This window comes from Nonomuraea lactucae (assembly GCF_003313395.1).
Classification (GTDB): Bacteria; Actinomycetota; Actinomycetes; order Streptosporangiales; family Streptosporangiaceae; genus Nonomuraea; species Nonomuraea lactucae.
In genome coordinates this window covers 17725-37234 of sequence record NZ_QNFZ01000288.1, presented here as the reverse complement: position 1 = coordinate 37234, position 19510 = coordinate 17725, and the positions used below count along the sequence as shown (strand labels likewise).

16 protein-coding genes are annotated in these 19510 nt (G+C 68.7%); 8 read left to right on the top strand and 8 right to left on the bottom strand.

Annotated features, from left to right (window positions below; all coding sequences use genetic code 11):
* Positions 1–124: 124 nt before the first annotated feature.
* From DQW85_RS20105 to DQW85_RS20075, 7 genes are all read right to left on the bottom strand, one after another.
* Positions 125–1513 carry a pyridoxal phosphate-dependent decarboxylase family protein gene (locus DQW85_RS20105; RefSeq protein ID WP_113701834.1) on the bottom strand — a complete coding sequence of 463 codons (1389 nt, stop codon included), beginning with the start codon at positions 1511–1513 and terminating at the stop codon, positions 125–127.
* On the bottom strand, positions 1513–2724 hold the full coding sequence (locus tag DQW85_RS20100; RefSeq protein ID WP_113701833.1) for an ABC transporter ATP-binding protein: 1212 nt from the start codon (positions 2722–2724) through the stop codon (positions 1513–1515). Before DQW85_RS20100 ends, DQW85_RS20105 begins: the two co-directional genes overlap by 1 nt.
* Positions 2721–3530, bottom strand: a complete 810-nt coding sequence (locus DQW85_RS20095; protein ID WP_205315258.1) for an ABC transporter permease — start codon at positions 3528–3530, stop codon at positions 2721–2723. Before DQW85_RS20095 ends, DQW85_RS20100 begins: the two co-directional genes overlap by 4 nt.
* Positions 3523–4398: an ABC transporter permease gene (locus DQW85_RS20090; RefSeq protein WP_113701853.1), complete on the bottom strand. Its 876-nt coding sequence runs from the start codon at positions 4396–4398 to the stop codon at positions 3523–3525. The genes DQW85_RS20095 and DQW85_RS20090 overlap by 8 nt, the downstream gene beginning before the upstream one ends.
* Before the next feature lie 19 nt (positions 4399–4417).
* Positions 4418–5470, bottom strand: coding sequence for an extracellular solute-binding protein (locus DQW85_RS20085; RefSeq protein WP_113701832.1), 1053 nt, complete (start codon positions 5468–5470; stop codon positions 4418–4420).
* Positions 5471–5567: 97 nt separating this feature from the next.
* Positions 5568–6872, bottom strand: coding sequence for an aminotransferase family protein (locus DQW85_RS20080; protein ID WP_113701831.1), 1305 nt, complete (start codon positions 6870–6872; stop codon positions 5568–5570).
* 95 nt (positions 6873–6967) lie between these two features.
* On the bottom strand, positions 6968–8446 hold the full coding sequence (locus tag DQW85_RS20075) for an NAD-dependent succinate-semialdehyde dehydrogenase (protein ID WP_113701830.1): 1479 nt from the start codon (positions 8444–8446) through the stop codon (positions 6968–6970).
* A 290-nt stretch (positions 8447–8736) separates the two neighbouring features.
* On the opposite strand from DQW85_RS20075, the gene DQW85_RS20070 reads away from it, so the two are divergent.
* The 7 genes from DQW85_RS20070 to DQW85_RS20040 all read left to right on the top strand — a co-directional run bounded on the left by DQW85_RS20070 (position 8737) and on the right by DQW85_RS20040 (position 15564).
* Positions 8737–9228 carry a MarR family winged helix-turn-helix transcriptional regulator gene (locus DQW85_RS20070; protein ID WP_113701829.1) on the top strand — a complete coding sequence of 164 codons (492 nt, stop codon included), beginning with the start codon at positions 8737–8739 and terminating at the stop codon, positions 9226–9228.
* A 90-nt stretch (positions 9229–9318) separates the two neighbouring features.
* A complete protein-coding gene (locus DQW85_RS20065; RefSeq protein WP_113701828.1) occupies positions 9319–10263 on the top strand; it encodes a hydroxymethylglutaryl-CoA lyase in 945 nt (314 codons plus the stop codon).
* The gene (locus DQW85_RS20060; RefSeq protein ID WP_113701827.1) at positions 10256–11014 is read left to right on the top strand and encodes an enoyl-CoA hydratase/isomerase family protein; all 759 of its coding nucleotides are present in this window, start codon (positions 10256–10258) and stop codon (positions 11012–11014) included. Before DQW85_RS20065 ends, DQW85_RS20060 begins: the two co-directional genes overlap by 8 nt.
* On the top strand, positions 11014–12213 hold the full coding sequence (locus tag DQW85_RS20055; protein WP_113701852.1) for a CaiB/BaiF CoA transferase family protein: 1200 nt from the start codon (positions 11014–11016) through the stop codon (positions 12211–12213). Before DQW85_RS20060 ends, DQW85_RS20055 begins: the two co-directional genes overlap by 1 nt.
* Positions 12214–12215: 2 nt before the next feature.
* On the top strand, positions 12216–13004 hold the full coding sequence (locus DQW85_RS20050; protein WP_113701826.1) for an enoyl-CoA hydratase/isomerase family protein: 789 nt from the start codon (positions 12216–12218) through the stop codon (positions 13002–13004).
* Positions 12995–14605, top strand: a complete 1611-nt coding sequence (locus tag DQW85_RS20045) for an AMP-binding protein (RefSeq protein WP_113701825.1) — start codon at positions 12995–12997, stop codon at positions 14603–14605. The genes DQW85_RS20050 and DQW85_RS20045 overlap by 10 nt, the downstream gene beginning before the upstream one ends.
* Positions 14602–15564 carry an NAD(P)H-dependent flavin oxidoreductase gene (locus DQW85_RS20040; RefSeq protein WP_113701824.1) on the top strand — a complete coding sequence of 321 codons (963 nt, stop codon included), beginning with the start codon at positions 14602–14604 and terminating at the stop codon, positions 15562–15564. The genes DQW85_RS20045 and DQW85_RS20040 overlap by 4 nt, the downstream gene beginning before the upstream one ends.
* Before the next feature lie 99 nt (positions 15565–15663).
* On the opposite strand, the gene DQW85_RS20035 is transcribed toward DQW85_RS20040, so the two are convergent.
* Positions 15664–18168 (bottom strand): M14 family metallopeptidase, encoded by a 2505-nt coding sequence (locus DQW85_RS20035; RefSeq protein WP_113701823.1) that lies wholly within the window; start codon positions 18166–18168, stop codon positions 15664–15666.
* A 662-nt stretch (positions 18169–18830) separates the two neighbouring features.
* Between DQW85_RS20035 and DQW85_RS20030 the strand changes: the two genes are divergently transcribed.
* Positions 18831–19412, top strand: coding sequence for a cupin domain-containing protein (locus DQW85_RS20030; protein WP_113701822.1), 582 nt, complete (start codon positions 18831–18833; stop codon positions 19410–19412).
* The last annotated feature ends 98 nt before the right edge of the window (positions 19413–19510 follow it).

Genomic DNA, 19510 nt, shown 5'->3' with positions numbered 1-19510 from the left:
CTACCGATAATCGCCATGCGGCATGTGGAGGGCAATATGTCAAGAGGGAGTTGCTGCTTTCTCACCTTCGCCGTCAACAGTCGTCCGAATTCGACTGGGTCCTCACGTCAGCTCCGGCCGGACGTCAGCTCCGGCCGGCAAGCCGGTCAAGGGTGCCGACGATGTCGTCCTCCGTAGTGGTCGGGTTGATGGTGCAGAGCCGCAGAACGCTGCGTCCCCTCAGCGTCGTGGGGGTGACAGCGGCATAACCGCTGGCGACGAGCGCGGCGGCGCGGGCCGCCTGCGTTTCTTCGTCGGCCCCACGCAGCGCGAAGGTCACGATGCCGACCTGGGCCGGCGTGACGATCTCCCAGTCATCGCTGCCGCGGAGCACCTCCTCCGCGAACTCCGCCAGCTCGATGCAGCGCGTGATCGCGGCCCGGATCCTGTCCGACCCGTGGATCCGGAAGGTCAGCCACAGCTTGAGCGCCCGCGAGCGGCGGGTGAGCTCCAGCGACCGGTCACGGAAGTCCACCTCGCCGTTCACGGACTGCACGTCCTTGATGTACTCGGCGTTGATGGAGAATGCCCGTCTCAGGGCGCCAGGACGTCTGACGAGGACGCAACCCACGTCGTACGGCTGGAACAGCCACTTGTGCGGATCAAGCACGAGTGAGTCCGCGCGTTCGATGCCGCGCAGGACCGCGCGTCCCGGCTCGCTCAGAGCGGCAGGAGCGCCATAGGCGCCATCGACATGGAACCAGAGATCCTCCGACGCGCAGAAGTCCGCGATCTCCGGCAACGGGTCGACGGTTCCGGTGTTGGTCGTGCCGGCCGTGGCGACGACCATGAGGGGACGTCGCCCGGCAGCTCTGTCCTCCGCCACCGCCGCCGCCAACACCGGCATCGAGAACCGGAAACTCTCGTCGCTGGGCAGCACGCGCACGTGCTCCGGCGGGAAGCCGAGTGCCTGCAGGTCGCGGGTGAGGGCCGCGTGTGTCTGGTCGGTCAGGTAGGCGACACCGTCACCGCACACGGCGCGCGCCGCGCCGAACGCAGTGAGGTTCGCCATCGAGCCACCGCTGAGCAGCACCCCTTCGGTCTCCTCCGGCATGCCGAGAAGGGTGCGAAGCCAGTCGATGACGACGAGCTCCACGGTCGTGGGACCGGAGCCCGTGGCCCACGACGACGCGATCGCATTGTGCCCGATCCCCAGCCATTCACCCAGCACGGCCGCGAAAGAGGACGGACCGGGAACCCGCGCGAAGAAACGCGGGTGGTCGCCGTGCTGCATGTGGGCCATGGCGACCTCGGCGAGCGTCGTGATCGCCTTCTCGGGATCCCCGGGCAGGTCAGGCACCGGCCCACCCAGGGCGGCCCACAGGCCGTCGGGCGTGCCGGTGTGAACAGCCGGCCCCAGCGCCTTACGCTCGAAGTGGTCCACCACCAGGTCCACGACCCGGTATCCCAGGCGCCGCATCTCCGACGGTTCGAGGCCCAGTGAGTCCGCGGCGTGCTGATTCGACGCTTCCATCAGACGACTCCTCCGTAGGTCGGACGGACGCCCTGGTCGTGAAGACCATGAATGGCGTCCACGGGTTGTTCCGCGAGCTCGGGGCCGGACGATTCCCGGTCGGCGCCGTGCGCGGGCACCACGGTCTGGTGCTCCGGGTCCCAGCTCGCCTGGACAGGCCGGCCGGGCAGGGCGGGGAGCTGCTCGGCGACCGAGCACACGGCCGACCCGCTGCCGCCGTCGGGAAAGCGCAGGCCGATCCGGTGATGGTCGCCGACATAGAGGATCTCGGTGACGACCGCGTCGACCACGTTGTGATCCGGGCGGACGGGGGTGTCGCCCGGGTGCAGGGTGAGCCGTTCGGGCCGCACCACCACGACGCTGGAGGTGCCGCTCACAGGGGTGTCACCGGGGTCGGCTCGAAGGGTGAACGCGCCGCAGTCGAGTACGGCGTCGGCGCGGTTGAGAGTGCCGGTGAACGTGTTGGACTCGCCGATGAACTGCGCGACGAACAGGGTCGCCGGGTGCTCGTAGAGCTCGGTGGGGGTTCCGAGCTGCTCGACCCGACCCTCGTTGAAGACCGCGATGCGGTCGGAGAGGGTGAGCGCCTCCTCCTGGTCGTGAGTGACGAAGATGAAGGTCATCTTGAGCTCGCGGTGCATCCGCGCGATCTCACCGCGAAGCTGGTCGCGGAGCTTCTTGTCGAGGGCGCCGAGCGGCTCGTCCATCAGCAGGGCACGCGGTTCGTAGACCACGGCGCGGGCGAGCGCGACCCGCTGCTGTTGCCCGCCGGACAGCTGCCGGGGCAGGCGTTCGGCGAACGGTCCGAGGTGGACGAGGTCGAGCACCTCGCGCACCCTTCGGTGAATCTCGTCCTTGGGCACACGGCGCTGCTCAAGCGGGAAGGCGACGTTCTTGGCCACGCTCAGGTGCGGAAAGAGCGCGTACTGCTGGAACACGACGCCGAGGTTGCGCTTGTGCGGCTTGAGCCGGCTGATGTCCTGGCCGTCGATCCAGATGCCGCCCGAGGAGAGAGAGGTCAGACCGGCGATCATGGACAGCATGGTGGTCTTGCCTGAGCCGCTTGGCCCGAGGAAGGTCATGAACTCACCTGGCGCGATGTCCAGGGAGATGTCATCGGCGGCAGGGCTCGGCTGGCCGGGGTAGACCTTGGTCACGCCTTTGATCCGGATGCCGTGAGCATCGGTGGGCGGTGTGGGCTGGGGGGTCATGAGTGACTCCGGCGTCTCACGAATAGCGGGATCAGCAGGACGATGGTGGTGACCAGGACGATCAGGCTGGATGCCGCGGCGATGGTCGGATCGATCTGCAGCATGATGCTGTCGTACATCTGGACGGGGATGGTACGGACGTCGGGTGTTTGCAGGAACAGTGCGACGACGACCTCGTCCAGCGAGGTGACGAAGGCGAAAACGAACCCGGACAGCACGCCGGGCAGCAGGAGCGGCAGCGTGATCCGATGGAAGGTCGCCACGGGGCCGGCGCCCAGGCTGGCCGCCGCGGCCTCGACGGTCCGGTCGTAACCCGACAGGCTGGTGGTCACCGTGGTGATCACGAATGGCACGGCCAGCGCGGTGTGGGCCATCACGAAACCGCTCAGCGTGCCGGTGAGATGCCAGCGCAGGAACACCGCGTACACGGCGATCGCGACCACGATGCCCGGCATGATCATCGGTGCCATGATCAGGGATCGGATCGCCTCCCGGCCGTTGAACCGGGCCCGGTCCAGGCCGAACGCCGCCAGCACTCCGAGCACGGTCGCCAGCGCGGCGACCAGCAGGCCGACCTCCAGTGAGGTGACCAACGAGGACATCCACGCCGGGGAGGTGAAGAACTCCTGGTACCAGCGGAGCGACCAGTGCTCAGGAGGAAACTGGAAGGTCTCCGAGGCGGAGAAGCTCATCGGGATGACCACGACGGTAGGGGCGAGCAGCAGCACGATCACCCCTGCGGACCAGACGCGCAGGCCCCAGCCCACGCCCGGCTCGCTCGCGCTTCGCGCGCTCGGCCTAGCCACGGTCGACCGCCTGGGGCAGCGCGGCCGCCGGCCGCACGGTCCTGCCGACCGTGAACAGCACCAGCAGCGTGATCACGAGAAGCACCGCGCCCAGTGCCCCGCCCCCGCCGAAGTCCAGCAGGCCGTTCACCCGGCTCGCGATCAGCTGTGAGACCAGCGCCTGCTGAGGGGAGCCGAGCAGGGTCGGGGTGATGTAGAAGCCGAGTGTCATGATGAACACCAGGGAGAAACCGGAGAGCACGCCTGGCAGGGACAGCGGCAGGTACACCTTCCGGAAGGCGGTCAGGCGTGGTGCGCCGAGGCTGCAGGCCGCGTCAAGCAGTCGCCGGTCGATGTTCTCCATCGAACTGTAGAGCGACAGCACCATGTAGGGCAGCATGACCTGGACCATCGCCACGGCGGCTCCTGTGACCGAGCCGAGCAGGACGACCCCGGGTATGCCCACAGCGGCGAGCAGTTGCTCGATCAGGCCACCACGCTGCTCCAGCAGGTACCAGGCGAAGTTCCGGGCCATGAGGCTGGTCCAGAACGGCAGCAGCACCAGCACGGTCATGACCCCGCGTGCCCGGCGGCCCGCCTTGGTCATCGCGTACGCGTACGGGTAGGAGATGAGCAGCGTGCACAAGGCGACGATCAGCGCCGTGTAGAGCGTGCGCGCCAGCACCCTGACCGAGACGTCGTCGTTGAGCAGGGCGGTGTAGTTACTCAGCCCCACCTGCGGATCGCTGAAGCTGCGCCAGATGATGATGACGAGCGGATAGAAGAAGAACACGAGGAGCAGGGCCGTCGCGGGCAGGACGAACCAGCCGACCCAGGCTCGCACGGCGGTGCGTCGGACACGGATCGTGTCCGACGACGCCGTTGCCATGGTGGTAGCCATCGGCGACTCAGCCCGACATCCAGTTGGTCCAGGCCGCCGTGACGTTGTCGATGTTCTGCGCCCACCAGTCGGCGTTGAGGAGCACCTGCTTGGGCTTGCGCTCGGCGGTGAACGGGTCGACCTCCGCCATCAGCCCCGTGCTGCTCCCGGTGGCGGCGGTGTTCGCCGCGCCGATGCCGGACAGGTTGGCGAAGCCCTGCGCCTGCGCGGGCTGTGAGGCGAACTGGATGAACTGCTGGGCAAGGTCCTTGTGCGGGCTGCCCTTGGGGATGACCAGGGCGTCCCAGGTCACCGGCACCTTGTCCCACACCGGCTTCCAGGAGGTGCCGCCGGCCTTCAGCACCGAGTAGGCCCGCGCGCTCGGCAGCAGCGCGAGGTCGGCCTGGTTTCCGACCATGGTCTGTTGCTGCTGGCCATAGGTCTGCGCGAAGGCGATGTCGGGCTTGACCCGGCCGTAGACCTCCAGGGCGCGCTTGATGTCCAGCGGGTAGAGCTGGTCAGGCGCGACCCCGTCGGCCAGGAGGGCCGCCTCAAGGCGGCCGTTGGTGGGAATCGAACCGCTGATGGACCGCTTGCCGGGGAACTTCTTCGCGTCGAAGAAGTCGGCGAGTCTGGTCGGCGGGTTCGTGCCGTAGGTATTGGTGTTGTACATGAAGATCAGCCCGAAGAAGGCCGCCGGGACAGCGCAGTCGCTCAGCGTTCCGGGCGGGAAGTTCGGCTTCAGATCGCCGACGTCGATGGTGTCGGTGTACTTCCCGCAGTACTTCATGGCGAAGAACGGGTCGGTGTCCACCACGTCCCAGGTGACCTTGCCGGCCTCGACCATGGTCTTGAGCTTCGCGTTGTCCGAGGGGGCGTCGATGGTGATCTTGACACCCTTCTGCTTCTGGAACGGGTCGACCCACGCCTGCTGCTGGCCGTTCTGGTAGGCCCCCGCCCCGTACGACACGAACGTCAGCGCTTGGGGGGTGGCGGTGGTGCCGGCCGAGCCACCACAGGCCGCGAGAAGGGACATGACGGTCCCGACGAGTGGGATCGCGAGGAGTTTTGTTCGTTGCATGACTGCCTCCACAGGTGCTGGATGCGTTTCCGGTCCGCGTCCGAGGAAGAACGGCCGGGTTGACTTCGCCGGTCGCAAGGCGAGGGGAGGGGCGGGATCAGCTCCCGACCGCCTTGATCCGCGCCGTCACGACGTGGATGAGGGTGTCCACCTGCTCGTCGGTGATCACCAAAGGTGGGGAGAGCACGATGCCGGTGCCCGTGGCGCGGACGATCACGCCGTCGGCGCGGGCGCCGGCCTGCACTCCGGAGGAGTCGTGACCGGGGGTGAGTTCGACGCCTAGCATCATCCCCACGCCTCGGACCTCCAGGACGTGGTCCAGAGCCTCAAGGGGCTTGAGAGCGTCCAGGATCCGCCGGCCGACCGTCTTGGCCCGTTCCAGCAGCCCTTCGCGCTCCAGGATGTCGAGGTTGGCCAGGGCGACCGCCGCGCCCACCGGGTGGCCGTTGTAGGTGAAGCCGTGCAGGAACAGGGCCCCGTCGGCGAGGTCCAGGACGCGCCGGCCGACCAGGACGGCGCCCATCGGGATGTACCCGCTGGAGATGCCCTTGGCGGTGACGATGAGGTCGGGCTCGATGCCGTAGCGCTGGGAGGCGAACCAGTCGCCGGTGCGGCCGAAGGCTGTGACGATCTCGTCCGCGATCAGCAGGATGTCGTGCTTGCGCAGCAGCTCACGCACTCGGGGCCAGTAGCCCTCCGGCGGCGGCACCATGCCGCCGACGCCGAGGACCGGCTCGCCGATGAACGCGGCGATCCGCTCCGGGCCGATCCGCTCGACGCGTTCCTCGAGCTCGGCGATGAGCACGTCAGCCGCGCGCTCGCCGTGCGCGAGGCCGTGCGGCTTGGCCAGGAACTCGATGCCGGGCAGCAACGGGCCGTATCCCTCGCGGAGCCGGTCGATGCCGGTGGCGGCGAGCGAGCCGCCGCCCATCCCGTGGTACCCGCCGGTGCGGGCCAGGATGATGTTCCGCTCAGGCGTGCCCGCGTGGTGCTGGGCGAGCCGAGCCAGCTTGATCGCGGTCTCGGTTCCCTCCGATCCGCCGTTGGTGTAGAAGACCCGTTCCATGCCGGCGGGCGCGAGTCGCAGGAGCCGTTCCGCCAACCGGATCGAAGGCTCGTTGGAGTAGTCGCCGAACGATGAGTAGAACTCCAGCCGCGCGATCTGCTCCGCCGCGACTTCGGCGAGCTCTCGGCGTCCGTGCCCGACCGGGCACTGCCACAGCCCGCCGGTCCCGTCGAGGTACTCGTTGCCGTCGACGTCCCACAGGAGCGCGCCTTCGCCCCGCTCGAAGATCAAGGGAGCGGTGGGCGCGCCGATCGTGGTGTGCGGGTGGATAAGGCAGCGGGTGTCGCTCTCGGAGAGGGCTCGTGCCCGGTCCGACGCGGGTCTTGCGGTCCTCATGTCGGTGACCTCTGTCGTGTTGCCGGTCGTTCTCGACGAGCCGGGTGATGAGGAGCTCTGGCGGGGCATGATCGGCGCCGTCACGTCGCAGGGGGCTACAGCTTGAAGGCGACCGACTTGGTCTCCAGGTACGCCTCGATGCCCTCACTGCCGCCCTCACGTTCCTGGCCGCTGTTCTTCATCCCGCCGAAGGGCAGCTCCGGGCGGACCGGGGCGGGTTCGTTGATTCCGATGATTCCGAAGTTCAAGCCATCGACGATCTTCCAGATCCGCCGGAAGTCCGTGGCGAAGGCGTAGGCGGCCAGACCGTAGTCGGTGTCGTTGGCCCGGTCGACGGCCTCCTGGTCGTCGTCGACGACGTGGACGGGCAGCACCGGTCCGAAAGTCTCCTCGCGGCAGATCTGCATGGTGTCGTCGACGCCGGTGAGGATGGTCGGCTCGTAGAAGGCGCCTTTGAGCTCGGCCCGGTCCGGGATCCACTGCCGTCCACCGGTCTGAGCCCTCGCGCCGTGGGCGACCGCGTCGCGCACGTGGCGCTCGACCTTGGCCAGCCCGTACTGGTCGATCAACGGCCCGGTGGTGGTGCCCGGCGCGGCGCCGTGTCCCAGCTTGAGGGCGGCCACCTTGTCCAGGAGCAGGGACAGGAACTCGTCGTGGACCTCGCGATGCACGTAGAGGCGGTTGATCGCCGTGCAACTCTGGCCCGCGTTGGTGAACTTGGCCGCTGCCACGCCCGCCGCGGCGGCTGCCAGGTCGGCGTCGGCGCACACGATCGCCGGAGAGTGGCCGCCCATCTCCAAGGAGATCCGGCGTAGCCACCCGCCGGTGCCGCGGACGAGGCCGAGACCTACCTCGGTCGAGCCGGTGAAGCTGAGCTTGCGCAACCGCCTGTCCTCCAGCAGCGCTCCCACGACCTCGGCCGGCCGGGAAGTGGTGAGGAGCTGGAGGACGCCGGTGGGCAGGCCGGTCTCCTGGAGGATATGGACGAGGGCGGCGGCGATCAGCGGCGTCTGCTCGGCGGGCTTGGCGATGATCGGCGCGCCGGCGGCGAGCGCGAGGCCGAGCTTGCGCGCCAGCATGCTCGCCGGGAAGTTCCACGGGGTGATCGCGAGTGTGGGGCCTACCGGGGCCTTCAGGACGAGTCCGGGGCCGTTCGCGGCCGGTGGTGTCACCCGTCCGTACGTCCTGCGCCCTTCCTCGGCGCTCCAGTCCAGCATGCGGGCACTGGCCAGGACCTCACCCCGGGCCTCGGCAAGTGGCTTGCCGTTCTCCCGGGTGAGCAGGTCGGCCAGGTGATCGGCCCGGTTCCGGATCTCCCCCGCGGCGATGCGCAGGTGGGCCGCTCGTTCCTCGGCCGGCACCGACCGCCATCCCGGGAAGGCCGCGCTCGCGGCGTCAAGCGCCTCCCGCGCATCCGGCGGTGCCGCGTCGGCCGCCCGGCCGATGACCTCCAGCGTGGCGGGGTCGACCACGTCGAAGCATGTGTCGGCCGAGCGCCAGGTGCCGTCGACAAGCAGAGTCGCGGGTGGCCGCCCGTCGGCGGAGCTCCGGCTGGGGACTGTCTGATGGCTCACGTTCTCACTTCCACTCCAAGGCTGCGCGCCGTACGGTGGCTACCCTGCTCCTTGGATGAGTGTCCGGCTGGGTGTTGTAAATGTCAACAGCCGAGCCGTCGTCCAGTACGTTTGGCCGGTGGATTGAGTGGACCATGCTGGGAGAATGCCGGGCAATGTGGCGGATTGTCCACTTAAGGCCCTTGATTCGGTGGATAGTCCGTACTTCCGCTGGTTGGCGGACGGGCGGAGCGGCTCGGTTACGATGACGAAGTCAAGTCAACGGATGCCAATGGGGGTGAGCCGTGACCATGAGCGGACGGCGCGCGGTCGCAGCGCCCGCGGGTGAGACGCGAACGATCCTGCCGATCAGCGAGATCCTGTCGTATCGCCTGCACAGCGTCGCGAATTCGATGTCGCGGAGCGCCGCGCTGCACTATCGCCGCGAGTTCGACGTGAGCTTGGGCGAGTGGCGGACCATCGCGCTGCTGGGGGCGGAGGCTCCGCTGACGCTCAACCAGCTCGCCCGGCGCGCCGCGCTGGACAAGGGCCAGATGAGCCGCATGGTGACCAAGCTGGTCGAACGTGGTGTGGTGCAGCGCGCGAACGGTGCCGGCCGGACCACCCAGCTGGCCCTCACCCGGCGTGGGCTGACTCTGTACGGGGGTCTGATCGCAGCCGCGAACGAGCGCAACGACGCCTTTCTCACCTGTCTCACGCCGCAGGAGCAGGAGGTTCTCGACTCCGCGCTCACCAAGCTGGCGACGCTCGCTCGCGCCCTTGAGCGGGCCGAACAGCGCTGATCACTCTCCCGGTCGCCGATCACGACCTGTGTTGACTTAATCAACACTGGCGGGTACACCTGTAGGTGACAACCTGGAGGTGGTGTGAGCATGGCCGATCGGGTCACGATATGCGAGTGCTTTGCCCGTGACGGGCTACAGCATGAAGACGTTTTCGTGCCGACCGAAACCAAACTGGCGTTGTTTGACGCCTTCACCGCAGCCGGGTTCCGGCGCATCGAGGCGACCAGCTACAGCAATCCGGCGCATGTTCCGGCCTTCCGCGACGCGAGCGACGTTCTGGCGGGCCTCCACCGGTCCGACGGGGTGGCGTTCAAGGCGACCTGCCCCAACCCGCGTGCGGTGCGGCGCGCGATCGACGACCTGGACGCCGGGCACGGCGCGGACGAACTCAGCCTGCTGGTCTCGGCCACCGAATCCCACACCGAGCGCAACCTGCGCACCAATCGGGTGCGGCAGTGGGAGAACATCGGTGAGATGGTGCGGCTGGCCGCGGGACGCTTCCGGCTGGTCGGTGTCATCTCGGTCGCCTTCGGGTGCCCGTTCGAGGGCGCGGTCGACCCCGGTCGCGTCGCCGAGGACGTGACGCGCTTCGCGGAACTGGGCATCGACGTGGTGACGCTGGGCGACACCACCGGCATGGCGACCCCACCGGCGGTGGACGCGCTCTTCCGCCGCCTGACCTTCGAGAACCCCGGCCTGCCCCTGGTGGCGCATTTTCACAACACCCGGGGTTCGGCTCTGGCGAACTGCGTCGCAGCGCTGGACGCCGGCTGCCGCCACTTCGACAGCTCCTTCGGGGGCGTCGGCGGCCACCCCGCGCGGATCCAGTACGGCCAGGGCCTCACCGGCAACGTGGCGACCGAGGATCTGGTGAACCTGCTTGAGGCCATGGGGGAGGACACGGGACTGGACCTCGACGCGGTGATGAACGCTTCCCGGATGTGCGAGGAAGCGCTGGGCCGCCCGTTGCACAGCATGGTGGCCCGCGCCGGTTTCGCGGCCGGGCCCCGGGCGGTGGCGACCCATGCCTGAGGCCCCGACGCCTGAGGAGACGACGAGCGAGACGGTCCTGCTGGTCGAGGACCTCGACGCGGTCCGGATCATGCGCTTGAACCGGCCGGACAAGCTCAACGCCCTGAACACCGCGCTCACGCGCGCCCTGTACGACGCCCTGCGCGCCGCCGACGAGGACGACACGGTTCGTGCCGTGGTCCTGGCCGGCGAGGGGCGCGCCTTCTGCGCCGGCGCCGACCTGTCGGAGTTCGCCCAGCTGACCCCGGAGAGCCGGCACGCGGTAGTGCGGCGCGCCGACCTGACCACCCGGACCCAGATGCTGCTCCAGCGGCTGCGCAAACCCATCGTCTCGGTCGTCCAAGGCGCGGCCGTCGGCGGCGGCGCTGGACTGGCCATCGGCTGCGACATGATGGTGGCCGCCGACGATCTGGTCTTCGGCTATCCCGAGCTGCGCCACTCGCTCGTCCCCGCCGTGGTGATGACCGGTCTGCAGCGGCAGATCGGCCGCAAGCTGGCCTTCGAGATGATCAGCACCGGCCGCCTGCTCAACGCCGCCGAGGCGCAGGCCGCCGGCCTGGCCAACCGCGTGACCGAGCGGAAGCTGGCGCTGGACGCGGGCCTGGAGATCGCTTCCGCCTGGGCGGCGGTGAATCCGAGAGCCATGGCCGCCACCAAGGACCTGTACTACCGGGTGGCCGACCTCCCGTACGAGCAGGCGATGCAGGCCGGACGCGACGTCAACGCGATCATGCGCGGCTTCCGGGGGTGATGGCGATCAAGCCGCTTGACGGCATCACCGTCCTCGACTTCACGCGCGTGCTGGCCGGGCCGATGGCGACCCAGATCCTCGCGGAGCTCGGCGCCACGGTGATCAAGATCGAGCGCCCGTCCGTCGGTGACGAGACGCGCCGCTTCGAGCCCCGTCTGCCGCACGGAGAGAGCGCCTACTTCTTCGCCTTCAACCGGGGCAAGCGATCCGTCACCTTGAACCTCAAGGACCACCGTGGCCAGAAGATGGCCCGCGAACTCGCCCGCCGGGCCGACGTGGTGATGGAGAACTTCCTCCCGGGCACGATGGAGAAGATGGGCCTCGGCTACGAGACCCTCGCCTTCGACAATCCCGGCCTGGTATACGTGTCCCTCACAGGGTTCGGCCAGGCGGGCCCTTACAGCGCCCGCAAGGGATACGACACGATCTTTCAGGCACTTTCCGGCATCATCGCGCTCACCGGTCATCCCGACGGCCCGCCCGCCAAGGCCGGCGTACCGGTCTCCGACCTGACCTCCGGGCTGTGGGCCGTCATCGCCTCGCTGGCGGGCCTCGCGGGGCGTTCCGCCGGACGAGATGGACGAGGCTGCCACCTGGACGTGGCGATGATGGACGTGCAGGTCAGCCTGCTCGCTCTCGCCGCGGCTCGCCTCTTCGTCCATGACGAGGACACCGGCCGTGCCGGCACCGCGCATCCCGGGCGAGTGCCGTCCGAGGCGTTCCAGTGCGCCGACGGCCGCTGGCTGCACATCAGCGCCGGGGACCAGCACTGGATCCCCCTCTGCCGCGTCCTGCGACTGGACGAGCTGGCCGCCGACGAGTCCCTTCTCAGCAACGCCGGACGGCTCGCCGCGCGGGTCCGGATCAGCGACGCGCTGCGCCAGGCCATCTCGCTCCGCGACCGTGCCTCGCTCGCGGAGGCGCTGCGGCTGGCGGATGTCCCGGCCGGTGAGGTGAACACCGTCCGTGAGGTGCTGCACGATCCTCATACGACCGCCAGGGACCTGGTAGGCCGTTTCACGCACCCCACCGAAGGGTCCTTCCCCGCGCTGCGGACGCCACTGCGGGTCATCGGAGCGGAGATACCGGAGATCTCCACCCCGCCGCTGATCGGAGCGGACACCGAGCGCGTCCTCAAGGAGGATCTCGGCCTTGACGAGGCTCAGATCGCGGAACTTCGCACGGCAGGGGTGATCTAGTCATGTCCGAGGAACCACCGGTCCTGCTCCACCGTACCGATGGCATCGCCCGCGTCGTGCTGAACCGGCCGGAGGCGCGCAACGCGTTGAACCTGCCGATGTGCCTCGCGTTGCGGGAGACCTTCGAACGGCTCGACGCGGACAGCAGTGTCCGCGCGGTACTGGTCACCGCCAGCGGTCCGGCCTTCTGCGCCGGGGCCGACCTCAAAGAGCGGCAGGGGCGGGACGCGGCGTGGGTCCGTCGGCGGCGGCTCGCCTCCTTCGCCGCGTACGAAGCGATCGAGCGCTGCGCCAAGCCCGTCGTCGCCCTGGTCCACGGGTCCGTCGTGGGATCCGGCGGCGAGATCGCCATGTCGTGCGACTTCATCATCGCCGCCACCGAGACCACCTTCCGCTTCCCCGAGGCGCACTGGGGAACGGTCGGCGCCACCCAGCGCCTGCAGCGGGTGATCGGCAAGCGGCGCGCCAAGGAGTTGCTGTTCACCAACCGGGCGATGTCCGTTCAGGAGGCACTCGGCCTGGGCCTGGTGGCCCGGGTCATCGATGCCGAGCAGTTGCAGGCGGCCGGCCAGGAGATCGCCGAGACCATCGCCAAGGTGCCGGCTCTCGCCCTCGCCCTCACCAAGCAGGCCGTGGACCTCGGTGAGGAGACGGATCTGTCCCGTGGCATCCGCATCGAACTCGCCGCGATCGAACGCTGCCTGGCCGACGGCGACTGGCAGCGCGGCATCGAGACGTTCGTCCAGGAATCCGACGGCCACCACACACCGGAGGAGCAGGCATGGAACTGACCGGGCTGTGCCCCCTCACCACCGAGGACGCCCTGCGCCGCGCGGCCGCCATCGGCCCTGATGTCGAGGCCGTCGTGACCACCCGCGGCCGGATCACCTACGCGGAGCTGGCCGATGAGGTCGCCCGTGTTCGCGCCGCCCTCGCCGCCGCAGGCGTGGGGCACGGGGACCATGTGGCCGTATGCCTCGGCAACGGACCTCAATGGGTCTCCCTCTTCCTCGCGATCGGCTCCCTGGGCGCTGTCACGGTGCCCGTGAACACCCGTTTCCGCGCCGCGGAGGTGGTCCACGTGCTGCGGCAGTCCCGTGCCACGCTCCTCTTCGTCGCCGACCGGTTCCTGCGGGTCGACTTCGTCCGGATGCTCCGCGAGGTCTGCCCCGGTGTCGACCACGCGCTGCCCGACCCCGCCCTGCCCGACCTGAGATCCGTGATCGTGACCGGTGAGGACGTTCCCGGCGCCGCGCGGTCGTGGCAGGACTTCCTCGCGGCCGCGCGGCATCGGGTGGCGCCGAGTTGCTCCCCGGAGGACGTGCTGCTGATCCAGTACACCTCCGGCACCACCTCCACCCCCAAGGGAGTGCTGCTCACCCACCGCGGCATGTGCGCCGACGCCTTCTTCTCGGGGGGGCGCATGGGCCTGCGGCCGGCGGACCGCTACCACAGCGCCCGGCCGTTCTTCCACGCGGCCGGCAGCACCCTGTCCGTCCTGTCCTGCCTCCAGCATGTCGCCACTCTGGTGACCATGGATCGGTTCGAACCGGGCGAGGCGCTGCGACTCATGGAGGAGGAGCGTTGCACGCACTTCTCCGGCAATGACACCATCGCCCTGATGCTGCTCAACCACCCGGATCGCCGCGGGCGCAGGCTCGCGCTCCGTGGAGCCTGGGTGGCCGCCTCGCCGACCATCGTCCAGCGGGTCATCGACGAACTGGGCGCGCGCGAGTGCGTGACCGGTTACGGCCTGTCCGAGGCTTCGCCCAACGTCGCCCAGTCCTGCTGGTGGGAACCGGAGGAAGTACGGGTGACGGCCCGCATGCGGCCCCAGCCCGGCGTCGAGGTGCGGATCCGCGACCGCCAGACCGGCGCGGATCTCCCACCGGGTCACATCGGCGAGATCCTGGTCCGGGGCTGGAACGTGATGCTCGGCTACTTCGACCGGCCGGAGGAGACAGCCGACGCGCTCAGCGCCGACGGCTGGCTGTCCACCGGTGATCTCGGCCGCCTGGATGACAGTGGCCGGCTGGAGTTCGTCGAACGGGCGAAGGACCTGATCCGGGTCGGCGGCGAGAACGTCGCGCCGGCCGAGGTCGAGGACATCCTCCACCGGCATCCCGAGATCCGCCAAGCCGCCGTCGTGGGAGTGCCCGACGAGCGGCTCATCGAGGTCCCGTTCGCCTTCGTGGTCCTCAACCAGGATTGCCGCGCCGAGCCGGACGACCTCCTGGCATGGGCGCGCCGGCACATGGCCGGTTTCAAGGTTCCCCGATACCTGCGTATCGTCGAGGACTTCGAGGGCTTCGGCATGACCGCCAGTTCCAAGGTCCAGAAGAGGCAGCTCGCGTCCTACGCGGAGCGGCTGATGGGCGAAAGCGCCGGATGAGGATCCACACGGCCGTCACGGAACTGCTGGGCATCGACCTCCCGATCGTGCAGGCCGGCATGTCCTGGGCGTCATCGAGCGCGGACCTGCCGCTGGCGGTGTCCCGCGGGGGTGGCCTCGGGGTGATCGCGGCCGGGCCGATGCGCCTGCCCGATCTCGAACGCGCCGTCGACACCGTCCGAGCGGGCACCGACGCTCCGTTCGCGGTGAACCTGCCCCTGTACCGCAAGGGAGCCGACGAGGTCATCGAACTCCTGCTGGCCAAGCCCCCACCCGTGCTGATCGCCTCACAGGGCGGGCCGCAGCGCTACCTGCGGCGTTTCCAGGACGCCGGAACCATCTGCCTGCACGTGGTGGCGGGGGAGGAGCACGCAGCCAAGGCCGCCGCGGCAGGAGTGGACGGACTCGTCGTCGTCGGTGGCGAGGCGGGCGGGCATCCCCCGGTGTCCGGAGTCTCCACCCTGGTCATGCTCCGCGCCGTGGCGCGGGCGACACCGCGGATCCCGCTCATCGCCGCGGGTGGATTCGCCGATGGAGCCGGACTCGCCGCGGCACTGAGCCTCGGCGCCGGTGCGGTCCAATTCGGCACCCGGTTCCTCGCCAGTATCGAGGCGAACGTCCACCCCGCCTACAAGGACGCCGTGCTCAGGGCTGGGGTCGAGGACACTCGCATGGTGGGCCACGGCCTCGGCCTGATCCGCACCCTGACCAATGACTTCGCCGCGCGGATGGCCGAGCTCGAAGCAGGCGGGGCCGACCTGGATCGGCGGCGTGCCGAGTTCACCGGATCCACCCTCAAGATGGCGGCCCTCGACGGCGACGTGGCCAACGGCAAGGTGGAGGCCGGCCAGTCCGCCGGCCTGATCGACGACGTCCGGTCGGCGGGCGACATCGTTCGACAACTCGTCGCGGAGTACGCCGCCGCCATCGCCGGCCTGCCCCCGATCGCGCAGGCCTGAGCCACACAGTTCGACGACGGCGCGGGCGCGGGCACGAAAAGACGCTCGGCTGGGATTTCCCAGCCGAGCGTCTTCATTTGCCGCTCACACCGATCCGGGTCAGCTCATGGCACCCAGGTAGAGGGAGTTGAAGAGGAATTTGTACGTGCCGTGGGACTGAGCGCGGTTCTGTGTGCGGAATCCGAGCAGCACGGCGTGGCCCTTTCCGATCGGCGCGTCGAGGACGGCCGAGGTATTGGCGATGATCTCCTCGCCAAGCAGGAAGCCGCTGAGGAGCGTCCCGTTGGCCGGATAGCGGGCGACGGTCTTCAGGTTCGAGCCTTCCGGCACGCTGAAGGCGGGACTGTCGGTGAAGAACGCCCCGGCCTCCTCCGGCATGCCGTAGCCGAGCGGCTGGGTGTTGTCGACCTTGATCTTCAGGATCGAGCCCGGGATGTTCAGCTTGGTGTCCGGCTGGCCCGCGGTGACATCCGTGGCCTGCACTCCGAACGCCCTCCCCGGGAGGAGGGAGGCTGTGTCCATGCCGACCGTGACGCCACCGTCCTCGACGAACTTCTTGAGGTTCGCCATGCCGGCGTCCGTGATGCCACCGGTGAACTCGGGCGGAAGCCCGCCGGCGCGCACTCCGTCCCGCATGCTCGTGAATGACGCGTCCGGCAAGACGATCACATCGTACTTGTCCTTGAGGCCGCCGGTCCGGATCTCGGCGTTGTTGAGCAGGGTGTAGGGGAACTCGAACGTGTCGAAGATGTATCGGTTCCAGCCGCGGTCGGCATTGTTGTCATATGCCTGATAGAGCGCGACACGCGGCGCCTTGAGCTCGTGCGTGGCGTCGGGGACGTCGCTCACACTGGCGACGGCGATCCCGAGTTCGTTGGCGGACTTGGTCAGGAGGTCACGGGTCTGCGCTCCGGCCTTGACCAGGAACGTGCCGGCCGGCCATGAGCCGCGATCCGTCGTCACCGGCGAGCTGGTGCGGGACACCTTCTCGCCCGCCGCGAGCAACCGGTTGACCGCGATGAACGAGTCGTTCACGCGCGGGTCCAGCGCGTAGATCGGACCTTGGCCGCTCACCTGCCCGGCAGCGGGGGTCGCCAGCTCGACCGGCGTGGTGGCCGCCTCGACGCGGCTGCCGATCTTGTCGACCTTGACGCCCATCTGCATGGCGAGCGTGGTGCCGGCGACGTCATACGGGAGTTGAAGCGGACCACCGGGGTAGCGCCGGATGTCCGGATACCTCTGCGGGTTCGTCAGGTCCGTCAGGTGCGGCCGGAACGCCTGGGCGCCCCTCGCCAGGAAGCTGCCGGCCGGATAGTCGCGACCCTTCGCGGTGAACGGGGCGGTGGCCTGCTCGACCTCGATCCCGCCTCGCCGCAGGGTGTTCACGAACTTGACCGCGGTCGGGTAGTCGGCCTGATCCGCCGGGATCACGTACGTCTCGTCCTTGCCCGCCTGGATCGCGTCACGGCCCATCTGGTAGATGTCGTAGAGGAAGTCGCTCGCCCTCTTGGCCGCCAGCTCGAGCATGCCCACGTTGACGCTGCTGAGGTAGTCGCAGCTGTCGCTCAGGTGCCACTCACCGCCCTTGTAGGGGTGGGGATAGAACACCGAGGGCTCGCTGGTGGAGTCGCCGTTCCTGAAGGTGGCTGGGAAGTTCTTGGGGTCGTAGGTCGTCGGAGCCGGGTTGGAGTGCGCGACCTCCGCGAGGATGCCCACCATGTTGTGGTAGCGCGGAGTGTTGACCATCCCGCTGTTCGACCACATGTCGTACGTGCCGTGGGAGATGGCTCCCGACTTGCCCTCCTCGGAGAGCCGGTTGGTGATGGCCGAACCGACCAGGTTGGTGCCACGTACCGTCAGCGCCTGGATGTTCGGGTTCACCGGATCGTTGTACGGGGGGATGAAGATACGCGCCGGGAACTCGGCGATCTGGTGGGCGTCGAACACGATCTGCGGGAACCACTCGCGGTACAGCTGGGCGCCGACGTTGCGCGTCTCCGCCAGGTTGAACATCGCGAGGTCGCGGTTGTCGTCGTGGCCCGCGTACTTGTGATACATGTCGGGCAGCGTCAACGACCAGGGCTTGCCGAACTGCTGCTGATACCAGTTCGCCATCTGGGTCTCGCCGTCGGGGTTGATGCTCGGGACGACGATCGTGATCACTTTGTCGCGGATCGCCCGAATCTCAGGGGATTCCCCGGTGACGAGCTCGTACGCCACCTGCGGCGCCGCCTGATGCGCGGCGACCTCGTTGCTGTGCGTTCCGTAGCTCAGCCAGACGATCGACTTACCGTCCTTCGCGAGCTGGCGGGCCTGATCGTCCGTGAGATCCTTGGCGAGCGCCAGGCGGCGGGCGATGTCCTTGTAGCGGGCCAGGTTTCCAGGCGCGAGGTTCTCCTCCGACGAGATGATCGACAACTGCTGCGTGCGGCCTTCGGTGGTCTTACCGATGTCGTAGAGGCGCATGCGGTTGCTGGCCTCGTCGAGCTTCTGGAAGTAGGCGGAGATCTGCTCGTAGGTGGCGAGCTTGTTGTCCGCGCAGGGAGCCCAGCCGATCACCGACTCGGGCGTCGGCGCCGCCTGCGCCTGTGAGGAAGTCGTCAACCCTGGCACGCTTATCGACGCCGTCACAATCACGGCCGTGGCAAGTGCCGTGGCCGCTCCTCTGATTGACTTTCTCAATTGAGGACCTTTCTTTGTTAGCCCCCGAACCTGCAACTTCTGCGGCGCCACGGAAGCGAACGCGACAAGGCGCGGCTCGCTCCTACGCGTGCACCTCTGGCCGGAAGGCCATACACAGGCGCCCCGGCGCCTGGCGCACGATCCTCCCTCCAAGGTCGCCCTCCTGTGCCGACGGAAGGAGGGTCTCCCGAGAGTGTTGTACTTGTCAACACAGCACCCGGGTCACTCCTGCGCGGTGGTGCCGTGACACGTCCGCGAGTCAGCCGCAGAGGCGGGCGTCCACCATGGCGACGCTGGGCCTTCAGGTCCGGTGGCATGCGGTGGGCAAGTACGCGGAGAGAGTCTGCGGCCCCCCTGTCGAAGATCGGCCGGCGTGAGCCTGCAACCCCCGTCCCCGGCCTCCGGCCAGGTGGTACCGGCTCTTGGGGCAACCATTCCGTGTTGATTTATTCAACAGGACGTCGGGGCGCTCCAAGAGATCCTGCGCGGGGGCTGAGCAGCCCGTGAGAACGGTCCGGGCTGGTGGGTGAGAAGCCGCATGCCTCATTCTCGCGGCGACCATTCGACACGCGAGAGGCACAGCCATGACAGAGCTCCGCATCATGCCGCAGGACGGTTCTTCGGTCCTGGCCTGTACGCGCGATCCCCAGGACATCGGTGAACGGCTTGCCGCGGTCGGGGTTCGCTACGAGCGCTTCGCGGCCCGCCGCCGGTTTGGCGCCGACACGGAGCCGCCGGCGGTGATCGACGCGTATCGCGATGTGGTGCAGCCGCTCGTCGACGAGTACGGGTATCGCCGGGTGGACGCCGTCCGCCTCGTACCGCGCGCCGACGACCCCCTGTGGCTGGAGCAGGTGCGCCAGGCCGGAGAGACGTTCAGGGCCGAGCACTGGCACGCGGAGGAGGAGATCCGCCTGGTCGTGGAGGGGAGGTGCTGCTTCTACCTGCACATCGGCGATCGGGTCCATGTCCTGGTGTGCGAGGCGGGGGATCTCGTGTCGGTGCCGCAGGGCGTCAGGCACTGGTTCGACATGGGTGCGGTGCCCGAGCTGTGCGTGATCCGGCTGTTCCGGGACGAGCACGGCTGGCGGGGAGCGTTCACGGGTGAACCGCTACCGGACCGCTTTCCCCGCCTGGACGAGTTGGGCGTTCAGAACGCCCATTAAGAGCCTGCTGACAAAGGCTTAAGTGCTGGTGGGTATGGGGCTGTAGAGTGCCGGTCCGATCTTGTTGATGTAGCCCTGATGAGACCATTGGGACAGTT